We start from the raw sequence: 16,867 nt of genomic DNA, 5'->3' as shown, positions 1-16,867 counted from the left end.
ACGAATGGGCGGCGTCTTCTGACACCGCCCATTTTTTAGTATCCGCTTTACGCCTCTACCCTGCCCTTTCTGACGCGTTCCGCATACACCGCCAGCGTGCTTTTCAACACATCCAGCGTGACCGGCTTCGACAAACAGTTATCCATACCCGCATCCATACAGCGCTGCTTCTCTTCCGCTAACGCATTTGCCGTGACGCCAATCACCGGGAAAGTATGTCCCAGCTGACGCAGACGTTGCGTCAGGCGATAACCATCCATGTTCGGCATGTTCACGTCGCTCAGCACGATATCGATATGGTTGCGACTCAGCACGTTCAGCGCATCAACGCCATCCTGCGCGGTTTTGGTTTGATAGCCGACGGTGCCGAGCTGTTCTGATAGCAGCATGCGGTTGATCGGATGGTCATCAACAATCAGCACGATAATATCTTCGAAAGTCGCGGCGGCTTTTGGCGCGGTTAACGGCAGCGGCGTGGCGGTTTGGCTATTAATGTTGATGCGGTAGATGCGGCCCAGCAGCTGCGGCAGATCGTGGAGCATCGCGCTGCTCTGAATCCATTGCCCCGGCGCGGTTTCGTGCGGCATATCGATGTGCTCACCACAGATACGAATATGTGCGCGTCCAGTTTGCGCGGCAGGCTCATCGTGATCGCTGATGATCACATCATCAGCCGCCGCCTGGCCGTGGTAATACGCTGCCTGAATGCCCTGCTGTTGCAGCAGACGCAGCAGGAAGCTGGCGAGATACTCATTACGCATATCCAGCCAGATGGCTTTTTCCTGCAAGCCGTCGAGCAGCGGTGGCGCCGCCAGCTGACCGGAATAGATCGGAATACGCACGATAAACTGGCTGCCCATACCCGGTTCGGAATCGACTTCGATGTCGCCGTCCATCATGTTGATCAGCTTTTCACAGATCGCCAACCCTAAGCCGGTGCCCTGGAAGTTACGCTGCACGCCAGAACCCACCTGGAAGAACGGATCGAACAGGCGCGTTACCTCTTTGGCCGGAATACCGACGCCGGTATCGCGTACGCGGAATGCCAGATACCCCTCTTTGACGTAAGCATGCAGGATGATGCAGCCGGTATGCGTGAATTTAATGGCGTTGTTCAGCAGGTTGGATATCACCTGCTGCAGACGCATGGCGTCGCCATCCATGATCAGCGGCACATCGTTTTCGATAAACACATACAGCGTTAGGCGTTTACGCACCACCAGCGAGAGATAGTTGCTGGCAATGTGATTGACCACTTCACGCGGTGAGAACGGATGCGGTTCAATTTTCAGCTGTTCGGATTCAATCTTCGAGAAGTCGAGGATGTCGCTGATGATCTTCAGCAGCAGGCTCGACGAGTTATTCATCGCCGTCACCAGTGAATCGACGCCTTTTGGCAGCACTTTGGTTTGTAGCAGATCGAGGTTACCGATAATGCCGTACAGCGGCGTGCGCAGTTCATGACTGACGGTGGCGAGGAACATCGATTTCGACTGGCTGGCCTGCTCGGCCGAGTGCGCCATCTCCTGCAGCGACTGCTCCATGCGCACGCGCGCCGAAACATCCACCAGCACGCAAATCGCCACGTTTTCATTACGATAGCGCGAATGCACAAAGCTGATTTGCAGGTTGGTATTGCTGCCGGTCAGCACATCGACAAAGTTGACCTGCTGACCGCCAATGATTTCATTCAGACGCTGGCGATCTTCCTGCGTCAGCAGTGTCAGATAGTTATGCGCTAGCTCGTTACTCAGAATGTTGGTGCCATCGCTGGTGCGCAGGATACAGATGCCGACCGGCGCCGAGGCGACAATCTTACGGTTGAACTGCTCGTGCTCCTCCAGCCGATGCGCATTCTCCTCGGCCGGCAGGAACATGCGGCGCTCAAAAATCCACGCCAGCGTGAACAAAATCACCGCGGTTAAGATATTGAGCAGCAGCGCGTTAATCAGCATCAGCTTGAGCTGATCGGTTAACACGTCGGTGGAAAGCGACCACACCACATTGAGATTCGACGGCGGCAGCGGCTTTTTCAGCACCAGCTGGCGATAGCTGTCGAGATAGCCGAACCAGGTGCTGTTATCCGGCAGATCGTCGAGCGAGTAGCCCGGCCCGCCACGACGCGAACTGATCAGCGGACGGTAGTTTTCATCGGTGATGGTGGCCACCAGCGGCAAACCGCCCGGCTGAATAAATTCATCAAGGCGAATATTCTGCTCCACGCCCAGCAACGCCTGCAGCTTGTTCGCCACATATACCGGCATCACCATATAGAAGTTGCCGACGCCCGGCTGCGCGCTGCTGGTGATCCAATACATCGGCTGGCGGCGCTCTTCTTCATTGCCGTTGCGATAATGCAGCACGCGTTCGCGCAGCGCTTTCAGGCTACGTTCACGATCGACCGAATTGTTGCTGCCGATGGTGAAATCAGCCAGACACTGATTCTCTCCGCCGATGAAGAACACGCGGTTCAATTCATACGCCGAGGCAAAATTGCTTTTCCAGTAATTGATGTAGTAGCTGAGCGAGTCCAGCGAGTTACGCCAGGTATTGCTCATTGACGTGCAGTCGCCATCGGAAAATAGCGGCGTGAACTGCGGCAGCGCACCTTTGCCCGGCGGCAAACCGTTGAGCACATCCAGACCATTAGCGCTGCTGCTCAGGCGATTTTCGGTGATGTATTTCAGCTCGCGCATCACGTCCGCCGAATGGCGCACGTACCACTCAGCCTGACCATAATTGGCGGCAAACTCCTGACGCACCGCGTTCTCTTTCTCATGCAGCACGTTGATGATGTAGAAAGTGGTCAGCAGCGCACCCAGCGCCCAGAGCAGCAACGCCAGCGCACGAAACAGATAGCGCGAAATTCGAAGCGTAGTGCGAAAGGAGACGAGATATTTCAAAAGAGGCTCACTGGCGGTAAGAGGTTATCAGGATGTTGAAAAGCTTCCATACACTAGCTTTATCGGCCCTAAAAAGCCAGCTAGCCCGCGCCTTTAGGGGAAAACTCAGATAAAAAAACGGCAGGCCAGTTTCCTGACCTGCCGCTTATTAAAGCCGTTACGAATTACTCTTCGTCGTCAGCTTCTGGTGCTTCGTCGTCGCTGTCCACTTCCGGCGCGATATCCTCCTCGCCTTCCGCTACGCTACCGTCGATGGCGTCGAGTTCTTCCTCTTCCACCGGCTCCGCGACGCGTTGCAGACCCACCACGTTTTCATCTTCCGCAGTACGAATCAGAATCACGCCCTGAGTGTTACGGCCTACCACGCTGACTTCCGACACGCGAGTACGCACCAGCGTACCGGCATCGGTGATCATCATGATCTGATCGCCATCCACCACCTGTACCGCGCCGATAACCGGTCCGTTACGTTCGGTGACTTTAATCGAGATCACGCCCTGCGTCGCACGCGACTTGGTTGGATACTCGCTGTTGGCGGTACGTTTACCGTAACCGTTCTGCGTCACGGTGAGGATCGCGCCCTCTTCGCGTGGCACAATCAGCGACACCACTTTGTCGCTTTCAGCCAGCTTGATACCGCGAACGCCTGAAGCCGAACGGCCCATCGCACGTACTGCCGTTTCAGCGAAGCGCACCACTTTACCGGCGGCAGAGAACAGCATCGCTTCGTCGCTACCGTTGGTCAGCGCCACACCAATCAGCTCGTCATCCTCACGCAGGTTGATGGCGATGATGCCCGCGCTACGCGGACGGCTGAACTCCTGCAGCGCGGTTTTCTTCACGGTACCGCTCGCGGTAGCCATGAAGATGTTGAAGCCCTCGGTGTATTCACGCACCGGCAGAATGGCGGTGATACGTTCGTTGGCTTCCAGCGGCAACAGGTTGACGATTGGACGACCGCGCGCACCACGGCTGGCTTCCGGCAGCTGATAGACCTTCATCCAGTAGAGACGGCCACGGCTGGAGAAGCACAGAATGGTGTCGTGGGTGTTGGCCACCAGCAGACGATCGATAAAGTCTTCTTCTTTAATACGTGCGGCGGATTTGCCTTTACCACCGCGGCGCTGGGCTTCATAGTCGGTCAGCGGTTGGTATTTGACATAACCCTGATGCGACAGCGTCACCACAACGTCTTCCTGATTGATCAGGTCTTCGATGTTGATGTCTGCACTGTTCGCGGTAATTTCAGTACGACGTGCGTCGCCGAACTGATCGCGCATCAGCTCCAGCTCTTCACGGATTACTTCCATCAGGCGCTCAGCGCTTTGCAGGATGTGCAGCAGCTCAGCAATCTGATCCAGCAGCTCTTTGTATTCGTCGAGCAGCTTTTCGTGCTCGAGGCCGGTCAGTTTCTGCAGACGCAGATCCAGAATCGCCTGCGCTTGCTGCTCAGTCAGATAATATTGACCATCGCGAATACCGAACTCGGCTTCCAGCCATTCCGGACGTGCAGCGTCATTACCGGCACGTTCCAGCATCGCGGCAACGTTACCCAGATCCCACGACTGCGCCAGCAGGCCCAGTTTCGCTTCGGCTGGCGTTGGTGCACGACGAATCAGTTCGATGATTGGATCGATGTTGGCCAACGCAATCGCCAGGCCTTCAAGGATGTGGGCACGATCGCGCGCTTTACGCAGTTCGAAAATGGTACGACGCGTAACCACTTCACGACGGTGACGCACGAAGGCTTCGATGATGCCTTTCAGCGTCATGATCTTCGGCTGGCCCTGATGCAGCGCCACCATGTTGATGCCGAAAGAGACCTGCAGCTGTGTCAGCGAGTAGAGGTTGTTGAGAACCACTTCACCCACCGCATCGCGTTTGATCTCAATGACAACACGCATGCCGTCTTTGTCAGATTCGTCACGTAGTGCGCTGATGCCTTCCACGCGCTTCTCTTTCACCAGCTCAGCGATCTTCTCGATCAGACGCGCTTTGTTCACCTGATACGGCAGTTCGTGAACGATGATGGTTTCACGGCCGGTCTTGGCATCGGTTTCCACTTCGCCACGTGCGCGAATGTAAATCTTACCGCGCCCGGTGCGATAGGCTTCTTCGATACCGCGACGACCATTGATGAAGGCCGCCGTCGGGAAGTCTGGCCCGGTGATGTGCTCCATCAGACCTTCAACGGTGATGTCTTCATCTTCGATAAACGCCAGACAGCCGTTAATCACTTCCGTCAGGTTGTGCGGTGGAATGTTGGTGGCCATACCAACGGCGATACCGGAAGAACCGTTTACCAGCAGGTTAGGAATTTTAGTTGGCAGGACTTCAGGGATCTGCTCGGTGCCGTCATAGTTCGGCACGAAATCGACGGTTTCCTTTTCCAGGTCAGCCAGCAGCTCCGAAGAGATCTTTGCCATGCGGACTTCGGTGTAACGCATCGCTGCGGCGGAGTCGCCGTCGACCGAACCAAAGTTACCCTGACCGTCAACCAGCATGTAGCGCAGGGAGAATGGCTGGGCCATACGCACGATACTTTCGTATACGGCGGAATCGCCGTGCGGGTGATATTTACCGATGACGTCACCGACCACACGGGCGGATTTTTTATAGGGTTTATTCCAGTCGTTGCCCAGTTCGCTCATGGCAAAAAGCACACGGCGGTGTACCGGCTTCAGACCATCACGCACATCGGGTAAGGCTCGGCCAACAATGACCGACATGGCGTAATCGAGGTAGGAGTTTTTCAACTCTTCTTCGATATTGACCGGTGTAATTTCTCTCGCAAGGTCGCTCATGGAGCCGCTATCCCTCTACATAATCCCGGATTTAAAGGTGCGAAAGTATATCACATTGCTTCCCTTCGGTGAACGTTAACCAGGCCTTAATCCCGCTTTTCCTTGAGCGTGAGAGATGCGTTCGCGTGAGTTAAGCGTTTATACTGAGGGAATATTTTGTCTGGAGTGATGATTCAATGAGTGAACAACCGCAGGAAAGCCGCCAGAACGTTGACCACGCCGAGATCGCCAAGTTTGAGGCCGTGGCATCCCGCTGGTGGGATTTAGAGGGTGAATTTAAGCCGTTGCACCGTATTAACCCCCTGCGACTTGGCTGGATAGCGCAGCACAGTAATGGCCTGTTCGGCAAGAAAGTGCTCGATGTCGGCTGCGGCGGCGGCATTCTGGCGGAGAGCATGGCGCGTGAAGGCGCTGAGGTTACCGGCCTGGATATGGGCGCTGAGCCGCTGGAAGTGGCGCGTCTGCATGCGCTGGAGAGCGGCGTTAGCGTTAACTACGTGCAGCAAACCGTGGAAGATCACGCCGCAAGTCACGCCGGGCAGTATGATGTGGTGACCTGCATGGAGATGCTGGAGCATGTGCCGGATCCGCGCTCGGTAGTCTTAGCCTGCGCGCAGCTGGTGAAGCCCGGCGGCGAAGTGTTTTTCTCCACCATCAACCGCAATCCAAAAGCCTGGCTGCTGGCGGTATTTGGTGCCGAGTATGTGCTGAGCATGGTGCCGCGCGGGACGCACGACGTGAAGAAATTCATCCGTCCCGCCGAGTTGCTGAACTGGGTGGATGAAACCCCGCTGCGTGAAAGAAATATGATTGGCCTGCACTACAATCCGCTGACCAACCAGTTCCGTCTGGGTCGCGGTGTCGATGTGAACTACATGATTCATACGCATCGTCAGGAGTGATGTCATCCTTTGCCAGAGGCGCTGGCGCGTCTGCTGCGACAAAAGGGCTATTCGCAGCGCTGAGGCTTTTACGTTGGGCCCCGAACTGCCTCGCGCATGGATGCGCGAGGCAGTTCGGGGCCGGCCAGGACGGCCGATCCGCGAACGGTCCGTTGGCACAACGTGGAAGCGGAAGGCACCGCGCCAGCGGCGCGAGGACGGCCCGTGACGCAGCAGATGTGTCAGAGCCCGCTACCTTTTCAAAGCAACATGCTTTCTTAACTGGCAAGCATTACGCCATTAATGGCAACCTCTTATCCAGATCAATTTCCTTTTAGACGCGTACCAGCCTTTTTTATAGGCTAAGCAAGTCACAAAAAATTCATAAGCAATTTTAGATAAGTTCGCTGCTGGCGGCCTTGTCGGGGCTTTTTTCATCTAAGAAAATTCCTGAAGCACGGTGGTTGAGCAAGAAACACGCGTCCGATCATAAAGTGAAAAAAAAGTGCTGAGCGGTTGACACTAAGTGCAGGCCTTGCGGCATGCGGATCCAGGATTTTAGCCAGCCGGTAAGGACGATTTTTGAGTGAAAATCAACTCTTGTTAAGAAGAGATTGCTGACTAGAATACTCACCATATTGTTGTTCAAACTTCCCGCACCCCCTATATATAGTGTTTATCCACAGGCTTACTCACAACGAGCAGCTTGTGCATAAACCTTGTGCATAGATGGGGGATAAATACGTCATTCATGCATGGACAGGTAAAAACGCGACATGAACCAAAGTCTGCTCGTTACTAAACGCGATGGCCGCCAGGAGCGCATTGATCTCGACAAAATTCACCGTGTACTGGATTGGGCAGCCGAAGGGCTGAACAATGTTTCAGTTTCACAGGTTGAACTGCGCTCACACATTCAGTTCTACGATGGCATCAGAACTTCTGATATTCATGAGACCATCATTAAGGCTGCCGCAGACCTGATCTCTCGTGATGCGCCGGATTACCAATACCTGGCCGCGCGTCTGGCTATCTTCCACCTGCGTAAAAAAGCTTACGGCCAGTTTGAGCCGCCGAAGCTGTACGATCAGGTGGTAAAAATGGTTGAGATGGGCAAATACGACCGTCATCTGCTGGAAGATTACAGCACCGAAGAGTTCGAGCAGATGGACGAGTTTATCGACCATTGGCGCGACATGAATTTCTCCTACGCAGCGGTTAAGCAGCTGGAAGGGAAATATCTGGTGCAGAACCGCGTTAGCGGCGAAATCTACGAAAGCGCCCAGTTCCTCTACATTCTGGTGGCGGCGTGCCTGTTCTCTGGCTATCCGCGCGAAACCCGTATGGACTACGTGAAGCGCTTCTACGATGCGATCTCAACCTTTAAGATCTCGCTGCCAACGCCAATCATGTCCGGCGTGCGTACTCCAACGCGTCAGTTCAGCTCTTGCGTACTGATTGAGTGCGGCGACAGCCTCGACTCTATCAATGCCACCTCTAGCGCCATTGTGAAATACGTTTCGCAGCGCGCCGGTATCGGCATCAACGCCGGCCGCATTCGTGCGCTGGGTAGCCCGATTCGCGGTGGCGAAGCGTTCCACACCGGTTGTATTCCGTTCTACAAACATTTCCAGACTGCCGTGAAGTCTTGCTCACAAGGCGGCGTACGTGGCGGCGCAGCGACGCTGTTCTACCCAATGTGGCATCTGGAAGTTGAAAGCCTGCTGGTGCTGAAAAACAACCGCGGTGTTGAAGGCAACCGCGTGCGTCACATGGATTACGGCGTACAGATCAACAAACTGATGTACACCCGCCTGCTGAAAGGTGAAGACATCACGCTGTTCAGCCCGTCTGACGTGCCTGGCCTGTACGATGCGTTCTTCGCCGATCAGGACGAGTTCGAGCGTCTGTACACCAAATACGAGAAAGACGACAGCATCCGCAAACAGCGCGTGAAAGCCGTTGAGCTGTTCTCACTGATGATGCAGGAGCGTGCGTCAACTGGCCGTATCTACATTCAGAACGTCGATCACTGCAACACGCACAGCCCGTTCGATCCAAGCATCGCGCCAGTTCGTCAGTCGAATCTGTGCCTCGAGATCGCACTGCCGACCAAACCGCTGAACGACGTCAATGACGAAAGCGGCGAAATCGCCCTGTGTACGCTGTCTGCCTTTAACCTGGGCGCGATTAACAGCCTTGACGATCTGGAAGAGCTGGCCACCCTCGCGGTGCGTGCGCTTGATGCACTGCTGGATTATCAGGATTACCCTATTCCGGCAGCACAACGCGGCGCCATGGGCCGTCGTACGCTGGGTATCGGCGTGATCAACTACGCGTACTATCTGGCGAAAAACGGCGTGCGTTACTCTGATGGCAGCGCCAACAATCTGACGCATAAAACCTTTGAAGCCATTCAGTACTACTTGCTGAAAGCTTCGAACGAATTGGCGAAAGAGCAAGGTGCGTGCCCGTGGTTCAAAGAGACCACTTACTCGCAGGGCATTCTGCCGATCGATACCTATAAAAAGGATCTCGACGCGGTGTGCAACGAGCCGCTGCATCTGGATTGGGAAGGCCTGCGTGAGTCCATCACCACGCACGGTCTGCGCAACTCAACGCTCTCTGCGCTGATGCCGTCAGAAACCTCTTCGCAGATTTCGAACGCCACCAACGGCATTGAGCCACCGCGCGGACACATCAGCATCAAAGCATCGAAAGACGGCATTTTGCGTCAGGTGGTGCCAGAGTATGAGCGTCTGAAAGATCAGTACGAACTGCTGTGGGAAATGCCGTCCAACGACGGTTATCTGCAGCTGGTTGGCGTGATGCAGAAGTTCATCGATCAGGCGATTTCGTCGAACACCAACTACGATCCGAGCCGCTTTGCGAATGGCAAAGTGCCGATGAAACAGCTGCTGAAAGACCTGCTGACCGCGTACAAGTTCGGCGTGAAAACCCTGTATTATCAAAACACCCGCGACGGTGCGGAAGATGCACAGGACGATCTGGCGCCTTCCATTCAGGATGATGGCTGCGAAAGCGGCGCTTGTAAGATCTAATCTCATCTTGTCAGGGCCGGCATTGGTCGGCCCTCTTCACATTTGGACTCAAAATGGCTTACACCACATTCTCGCAGAACAAAAATGACCAGCTGAAAGAGCCGATGTTCTTTGGCCAGTCCGTCAACGTTGCCCGTTTCGATCAGCAGAAATATGACATCTTTGAAAAGCTGATTGAGAAGCAGCTCTCCTTCTTCTGGCGTCCGGAAGAAGTGGACGTCTCGCGCGATCGTATCGATTACCAGGCGCTGCCGGAGCATGAAAAGCACATCTTCATCAGCAACCTGAAGTATCAAACGCTGCTGGACTCGATTCAGGGTCGTAGCCCGAACGTGGCGCTGCTGCCGTTGATTTCCATCCCTGAGCTAGAAACCTGGATTGAAACCTGGGCGTTCTCCGAGACCATTCACTCGCGCTCTTACACGCACATCATCCGTAACATCGTTAACGATCCGGCGGTGGTGTTTGACGACATCGTCACCAACGAGCAGATTCTGGCGCGCGCCGAAGATATCTCGAAGTACTACGATGACCTGATCGAGATGACCAGCTACTGGCATCTGCTGGGTGAAGGTACCCATCAGGTCAACGGTAAAACCGTTAACGTTAACCTGCGCGATCTGAAGAAGCAGCTCTATATCTGCCTGATGAGCGTCAACGCGCTGGAAGCCATCCGCTTCTACGTCAGCTTCGCCTGTTCATTTGCTTTCGCCGAGCGCGAGCTGATGGAAGGCAACGCCAAAATCATCAAGCTGATTGCACGCGATGAAGCACTGCATCTGACCGGCACCCAGCACATGCTGAACCTGCTGCGCACCGGTGAAGACGATCCAGAGATGAAAGCCATCGCCGCAGAGTGCCGCGAGGAGTGCTACGACCTGTTCAAGAAAGCAGCCGAGCAGGAAAAAGAGTGGGCAGAATATCTGTTCAGCGGCGGTTCGATGATTGGCCTGAACAAAGACATTCTGTGCCAGTACATTGAGTACATTACCAACATCCGTATGCAGGCGGTGGGTCTTGATCTGCCGTTCCAGACGCGTTCCAACCCGATTCCATGGATCAACTCATGGCTGGTGTCGGACAACGTGCAGGTTGCACCGCAGGAAGTTGAAGTGAGCTCGTATTTGGTCGGTCAGATTGATTCTGAAGTGGGCGAAGACGATTTCGACGGCTTCCAGCTGTAAGCATGAGCCGCTCTGTTGTTATTCTGCGTAGCTCCGGCTCCAGGCTGGAGTGCGCAGAAGATCACCCTAATCTGCTGGCGACGCTGGAAGCCAATAATCTGTGCGTTGAGTTTCAGTGTCGCGAAGGCTACTGCGGCTCTTGCCGCATGCGTTTGCTGAAAGGCGAAGTGGATTATGCCGAAACTCCGTTGGCGTTTGTGCAGCAAGGCGAGATTTTGCCGTGCTGCTGTCGCGCCAAAGGGGAGATTGAGATCGAGCTGTGATTGACCAGGCCGCCATTGATGGCGACCTGGTGACCAATCAGCGTTTCACCGTTTCCAGCACATCAATCCAACCGTGACCGGTGCTGACTTCACTGCCGTGCAGCCAGCGACGCAACATGTTCATCGCCATCATTGCCACCACTTTCTGCCGCGTTTCCACGTTATGACGTCCATGAGTGAACTTTACGCGTTGGCCCCAGCTGGCTTCCGGCGTATGCAGCGCAATCGATACTTCGCCTTCCACTAAATTTCCCACCGACAACGCCAGCGCCACGCCCTGCTGTTTCGCCCAGTCACGCGTGCGCGCAACCTGCGCTTCCAGATCTTCATCCTGCGGCGGCAGAATCTCTGCTTTGCTGAGCGCCACGTCCGCTGCGGCCAGCTGCCAGTTAAGTAAGCCGGCGGTGAACTGCTCGCTCAGCGCCAAATGGAAGCCACGCTGCTGCAACTCGCGCGCCAGCAGCGCCGGTAAACCTTCGGTGCCCTCAAAGATGGTGCATTCAGCCAGCAACAGTTTTACCTGCTGCCACACTTGCTCCATCGCCACGCGCTGGCTGGCGGGTCCGGTGAGTTTGATTTCAATAATCGGCATCGATGAGCGATAGCCCATCACTACGCCTTCCGGCAGCGGGAGCGGCTCCAGCTCGGCGGCAATGTCACTTTCCCCACGTCCAAAGGTGGTGAGGCGCAAACACAATGGTGGCTCAGGCAGTTCAAAGCGTGCTTTGAGGCGCGGAATAATCTCCTGCTCAACCATCACTTTAAATTCCGACGGCACGCCGGGCGTGAAGAAGATCCAGCAGCGATTGAGCTGTATCGCAAAGCCGCACGCGGTGCCAACCGGATTATCCAGCATCTCGGCGATGGCGGGGATTTCTGCCTGCTTGCGGTTGCTCGGTGCCATCACACGTCCGCGGCTGGCGAACCAGGCTTCCATTTTTTCCAGCCAGGTTTGCTGAATAACTAATTCGCTGCCGCTGGCAATGGCTGCGGCCTGCGCGCTGAGATCATCACTGGTCGGTCCTAAACCGCCATTCACGATCAGCACGTCAGCAATCTGACTGCGGCTCTGCAGCGCCTCCACCAGCGAGGTCATTGCATCACCGACGGTGCTACGGCTGGTCATCGGTAAACCGTGCTGGAACAGCACATCGGCCAGCCACGCGGCGTTGGTATCGACAATCTGCCCATGTAACACTTCATCGCCCGTTGAGAGCATTTCTACACGTATCACGTTGCGTTCTCCTTTTCCCTGTCGCTTTACTGTAGGAAGCGCGCAGGCTAAACACAATCGCGGATGATGCGAAACAGGGATTTAGCGGGAAAAGCGGCGAGGAAATCAGGAAGCGGGCGCGAAGCGTGTCGCGCCCGTTGGAACTTAACGTCGAGCCAGCAGTAAACCGACAAACAGGCCAGCGGCGGCACCGATGCCAATCCCCTGCCACGGTTTTTCATGCACATAATCATCGGCGCGATAGGCCGCATTTTTGGCACGATAGTAATAGCTGTCTGACGCCTGGCTAACGCGCGATTTCACGTCTTCCAGCGCTTGTTCAGCTTTGAGTTTCAGTTCGATGTATTTCTGATCGGCCGGATCGCCTGACGCGCGTAACACTTCTTCCAGCGTTTCCGTCAGCAGCGCCAGGTCGTCGTCAAGGTGCGTTTCAAATTGGTCTGAAGATGACACTATGTAGTTCCTCCATGTTCCTAACTCGTTGTGGTTTAACTATAGTCATAAATTCCAGATTTGCTGGGCGGCAGCTGCCAGGATTTAACCGAGTTTCATCCCTCTCAATGAAAAGTTGTGTCATCAGCGGCGGAGCGGCGCGAATTCTGCTTCGCTTATTTGATTAATCTGATAAATTTTCCGCAGACTGAATTTTTCATTTTCACGACTGTCGTAACCCCCTGTAGTCAGACGCTTCTCGTCTTACGAGAGTCAAAATACACCCGAGCAGCTAAGGATTAGATTTCCGGCATGAATCGTAGAAAATTTATGAAAGCGTCCATGGCCCTCTCCGCTGTTAGCGGCATGACGGGTCTCTCCACGCTGTTTGCACAATCCGCCTGGGCCGATGATGGTATCGCCGACGGTACCGCGGTTCGCTTCGATTTCGACTCACTGAAAAAGAAAGCCTCCGCGCTGGCAAAACAGCCCTGGGGCGGCGCCCCCGGCCCCTTGCCCGACACCCTGGCCAATCTCACTCCGCAGGCTTATAACGAAATTCAGTACGACGCCAATCACTCGCTGTGGAATAACATCCCCGATCGTCAGCTGGACGTGCAATTCTTCCACGTCGGTATGGGCTTCAAGCGCCGCATCCGCATGTTCTCGGTCGATGCCCAGAGCCGTGAAGCGCGTGAGATCCACTTCCGCCCGGAGCTGTTCAATTATCACAACGCCAACGTCGATACTAAGCAGCTGGTCGGTAAAACCGATCTCGGCTTTGCCGGTTTCCGTGCTTTTAAGAAACCTGAACTGGCGCGCCGCGATATCGTCTCTTTCCTCGGCGCCAGCTACTTCCGCGCGGTTGATGAGACCTTCCAGTACGGCCTTTCCGCGCGCGGCGTGGCGGTAAACACCTTCAGCAACGGCAAAGAAGAGTTCCCGGACTTCACCGCGTTCTGGTTCGAAACGCCAAAAGCGGATGACACCACTTTCGTGGTCTATGCCCTGCTGGATGGCGCGAGCGTCACCGGTGCCTACAAGTTCACCATTCACTGCGAAGAGAAACGCGTAGTGATGGAGGTGGAAAACCACCTGTTTGCACGTAACGACATTCGTCAGCTCGGCATCGCGCCGATGACCAGCATGTTCAGCTGTGGCACCAACGAGCGCCGCATGTGCAACACTTACCATCCGCAAATCCATGACTCCGATCGTCTGGCGATGTGGACCGGTGAAGGCGAATGGATTGCGCGTCCGCTGAACAACCCGCAGCGTTTGCAGTTCAACGCTTATCAGGACGAAAACCCGCGTGGTTTTGGCCTGTTGCAGCTCGATCATGACTTTAAAAATTATCAGGATGTGATTGGCTGGTACGACAAACGTCCAAGCCTGTGGGTAGAACCGATTGGTAAATGGGGCAAAGGCGCCATTAACGTGATGGAGATTCCTACCACCGGGGAAACGCTGGATAACGTGGTGTGCTTCTGGCAGCCGTCAGAACCGGTGAAAGCCGGTAGCGAGTTCAGCTTCCAGTACAAACTCTACTGGAGCCAGTTGCCACCAGTGCGCAGTGGTTTGGCGCGTGTCGATGCCACGCGCACCGGTATCGGCGGCTTCCCGGAAGGTTGGGCGCCAGGCGAACACTTCCCGGATACCTGGTCACGTCGCTTTGCCATTGATTTTGTCGGTGGCGATCTGAAAGCCGCAGCGCCGAAAGGTATTGAGCCGGTGATTACCGTTTCAGAAGGCACATTTAAGCAGGTTGAGATTCTCTACGTCGAGCCACTCAACGGTTACCGCATTCTGTTTGACTGGTATCCAAACAGCGACTCGACCAAACCGGTTGATATGCGCCTGTTCCTACGTACCAAAGATGAAACGCTGAGTGAAACCTGGCTTTATCAGTACTTCCCGCCGCCGCCAGATCAACGTAAATACGTTGATGACCGGCAGATGACGCCAGGCTGATGATTGACGGCGAGGAGCAATCCTCGCCGTTATGCTTTTTGCATGCCGATGTGCGGAATGTCATCTTCCATGTAGACTTCAGTCACCGCTTTAAAGCCCAGACGACCGTAGAACCCTTCCAGATGTGCCTGCGCAGAGAGATAAATAGCGCGCTGCGACCAATACTTTTCACAGCTCTCCAGCGCCTTCTCCATCAAGCGATAGCCCAGCTTCAAACCGCGTGCTTCTTCAGAAACAATCACACGACCAATCATTACCGGCGCAGAGTCTAGCGCTGGCGTTAACACGCGCGCATAGGCCAGCAGCTTACCGTCGAGAAATCCGAGAATGTGGCGATTTTCGGCAGCTAGATCCTGGCCATCAATATCCTGATAAGGACAGTTTTGTTCCACGATGAAGACATGATTGCGCAGTGCCAGCAAAGTGTAGAGTTGTTGCGCTGTCAGTTCACTGTGGTGGCAATCAAGCCAAAGCATTTCCATGGTGCTTCCTTGTCTGAGCGAAAAAAAGGGATCCGCTGAGAATATCACACTGGCTACGCCAAACGCAGTGAGCAGCAGCGGCAGCTGAAAACCTCGTGGTGACTCTGTGCTCAACCTCTCACTACGCCGTGAACTGCAGGCAAAAAAAATCAGGCCCGCAGGCCTGATTCAGTGGTTTCGTGAATCTGAATTACCTTAGCGGCTGAGCCATCTGCACCAGTGTAATCAGCGGCTGCGGATAAACACCGAGCAGCAGCACCAGAATCGCAGAGATCAGCACTACAACGCCGCCGGCCGTAAACGCCCAGTTGGCTTGCGTATCGCGATTGTGCAGTTCTGGTGGGCTGAGATACAGGCTCACCGTCACGCGCAGATAGTAGTAAAGACCAATCGCACTACCCGCTACCACCGCGCCACTCAACCACCACAGATGTGCATTCACACTCGAGGCGATAACGTAGAACTTACCGATGAAGCCAAGCGTCATTGGGATACCCGCCAGTGACAACATCATCACCGTCATTACCGCAGACAGAATCGGACGATGCCAGAACAGACCACGATAGGAATAGAGCGTATCGGCATCCGGACCGCGATATGGGCTCGACATCAGGCTCACTACGCCGAACGCGCCAAGGCTGCTGAACAGGTATCCGGCCAGATAAACACCTGCGGTTTCCAGCGACAGCTGATGGGTTTTCACCGCAATCAGCGCCACCAACAGATAACCAAGGTGCGCGATCGAGGAGTAACCGAGCAGACGCTTAATGTTGCTCTGGGAAATCGCCATCAGGTTACCGAACAGAATCGACGCAAAGGCAATGATGCCCAGCACGGTACGAACCGCTTCGCTGTCAGTGACTGGCGCGTACATGAACAGGCGCATGATCACGCCAAAGATGGCGATCTTGCTGGCGGTGGCGAGGAAGGTTGAAACCGGCGCAGGCGCACCCTGATAAACGTCTGGCGTCCACAGATGGAAAGGAACCAGCGACAGTTTAAAGCCCAGTCCGATAATCATCATGCCCAGACCGAGCAGCAACAGCGGCTCCTGAATCATGCTATCGCTCAGACTTTTACCCAGCTGCACAAAGCTCAGGCTGCCGGAATCAGCATAAATCAGCGCGATACCGAACAGCAGGAACGATGAGGCCGCCGCCGACAGAATGGTATATTTCAGCGACGCTTCCAGCGAACGTTTCTGGCGGAAAGCATAACCAATCAAACCAAACAGCGGCAGTGACAGCAGTTCGATACCGATGAACAGCGCTGCCAGATGATTGGCGCTCGCCAGCACGATCCCGCCGAGTGCTGCAATCAGCACCAGCAGATAGAACTCATCTTTGTTGTCCGGGAAACCGGCCAGCCACGGATAAGCGAAGGTGCAGGTGGCTAAACTCGCCAGCACCACCAGCGCGGTGTAGAACATCGAATAGCCATCAACGCGCAGCAGCGGCGTGACGTCCATCGCTCCCGCCTGGCCTACAAACCACAGAGAAAACAGCGCAATGTTAAGTCCGATCACCGTCAGCGTGGCATTAACAAAGTGATTGCGTCGCCACGCAATGGACAGCATCACCACCACCACCGTCAATCCGACGATCAACAGCGGCAGTAACGCGATCAGATGTTGAGGAGTTATTGTCATGGC

11 protein-coding genes are annotated in these 16,867 nt (G+C 55.0%); 5 read left to right on the top strand and 6 right to left on the bottom strand.

Features of this window, described 5'->3' with window-relative positions; all coding sequences use genetic code 11:
* Positions 1 to 47 precede the first annotated feature (47 nt).
* A complete protein-coding gene (rcsC, locus tag K5Y30_RS15250) occupies positions 48 to 2,903 on the bottom strand; it encodes a two-component system sensor histidine kinase RcsC (protein ID WP_222184653.1) in 2,856 nt (951 codons plus the stop codon).
* Positions 2,904 to 3,067: 164 nt separating this feature from the next.
* Entirely contained in the window at positions 3,068 to 5,707 is a 2,640-nt protein-coding gene (gene gyrA, locus K5Y30_RS15245) for a DNA topoisomerase (ATP-hydrolyzing) subunit A (RefSeq protein WP_110866580.1), read from the bottom strand.
* Positions 5,708 to 5,883: 176 nt separating this feature from the next.
* Between gyrA and ubiG the strand changes: the two genes are divergently transcribed.
* The 4 genes from ubiG to yfaE all read left to right on the top strand — a co-directional run bounded on the left by ubiG (position 5,884) and on the right by yfaE (position 11,097).
* A complete protein-coding gene (gene ubiG / locus K5Y30_RS15240; protein ID WP_222211986.1) occupies positions 5,884 to 6,609 on the top strand; it encodes a bifunctional 2-polyprenyl-6-hydroxyphenol methylase/3-demethylubiquinol 3-O-methyltransferase UbiG in 726 nt (241 codons plus the stop codon).
* 755 nt (positions 6,610 to 7,364) lie between these two features.
* A complete protein-coding gene (gene nrdA, locus K5Y30_RS15235; RefSeq protein ID WP_137386188.1) occupies positions 7,365 to 9,650 on the top strand; it encodes a class 1a ribonucleoside-diphosphate reductase subunit alpha in 2,286 nt (761 codons plus the stop codon).
* Between the two features lie 53 nt (positions 9,651 to 9,703).
* Complete coding sequence (gene nrdB / locus K5Y30_RS15230) at positions 9,704 to 10,834, top strand: class Ia ribonucleoside-diphosphate reductase subunit beta (protein ID WP_222211984.1); 1,131 nt, start codon at positions 9,704 to 9,706, stop codon at positions 10,832 to 10,834.
* A gap of 2 nt (positions 10,835 to 10,836) precedes the next feature.
* Entirely contained in the window at positions 10,837 to 11,097 is a 261-nt protein-coding gene (gene yfaE, locus K5Y30_RS15225; RefSeq protein WP_061717835.1) for a class I ribonucleotide reductase maintenance protein YfaE, read from the top strand.
* Between the two features lie 37 nt (positions 11,098 to 11,134).
* Here the strand turns inward: yfaE and K5Y30_RS15220 are convergent, their stop codons facing one another.
* Together K5Y30_RS15220 and elaB are read right to left on the bottom strand one after the other, a co-directional pair.
* Positions 11,135 to 12,331: a nicotinamide mononucleotide deamidase-related protein YfaY gene (locus tag K5Y30_RS15220; RefSeq protein WP_222211982.1), complete on the bottom strand. Its 1,197-nt coding sequence runs from the start codon at positions 12,329 to 12,331 to the stop codon at positions 11,135 to 11,137.
* 144 nt (positions 12,332 to 12,475) lie between these two features.
* On the bottom strand, positions 12,476 to 12,784 hold the full coding sequence (gene elaB, locus K5Y30_RS15215; protein ID WP_008105125.1) for a stress response protein ElaB: 309 nt from the start codon (positions 12,782 to 12,784) through the stop codon (positions 12,476 to 12,478).
* 291 nt (positions 12,785 to 13,075) lie between these two features.
* Between elaB and K5Y30_RS15210 the strand changes: the two genes are divergently transcribed.
* Positions 13,076 to 14,734 (top strand): glucan biosynthesis protein D, encoded by a 1,659-nt coding sequence (locus K5Y30_RS15210; protein ID WP_222184640.1) that lies wholly within the window; start codon positions 13,076 to 13,078, stop codon positions 14,732 to 14,734.
* A gap of 29 nt (positions 14,735 to 14,763) precedes the next feature.
* Here K5Y30_RS15210 and K5Y30_RS15205 read toward each other — a convergent pair whose 3' ends face one another.
* Both K5Y30_RS15205 and nuoN read right to left on the bottom strand, forming a co-directional pair.
* A complete protein-coding gene (locus tag K5Y30_RS15205; RefSeq protein ID WP_101763661.1) occupies positions 14,764 to 15,216 on the bottom strand; it encodes a GNAT family N-acetyltransferase in 453 nt (150 codons plus the stop codon).
* A 190-nt stretch (positions 15,217 to 15,406) separates the two neighbouring features.
* On the bottom strand, positions 15,407 to 16,864 hold the full coding sequence (gene nuoN / locus K5Y30_RS15200; RefSeq protein WP_222211980.1) for an NADH-quinone oxidoreductase subunit NuoN: 1,458 nt from the start codon (positions 16,862 to 16,864) through the stop codon (positions 15,407 to 15,409).
* Positions 16,865 to 16,867 lie beyond the last annotated feature (3 nt).

This window comes from Pantoea sp. DY-5, assembly GCF_019795955.1.
In the GTDB taxonomy this organism is placed as follows: Bacteria; Pseudomonadota; Gammaproteobacteria; order Enterobacterales; family Enterobacteriaceae; genus Pantoea; species Pantoea leporis.
The sequence above is the reverse complement of the archived record's forward strand: the minus strand, read 5'-3'. Positions and strand labels throughout refer to the sequence as shown.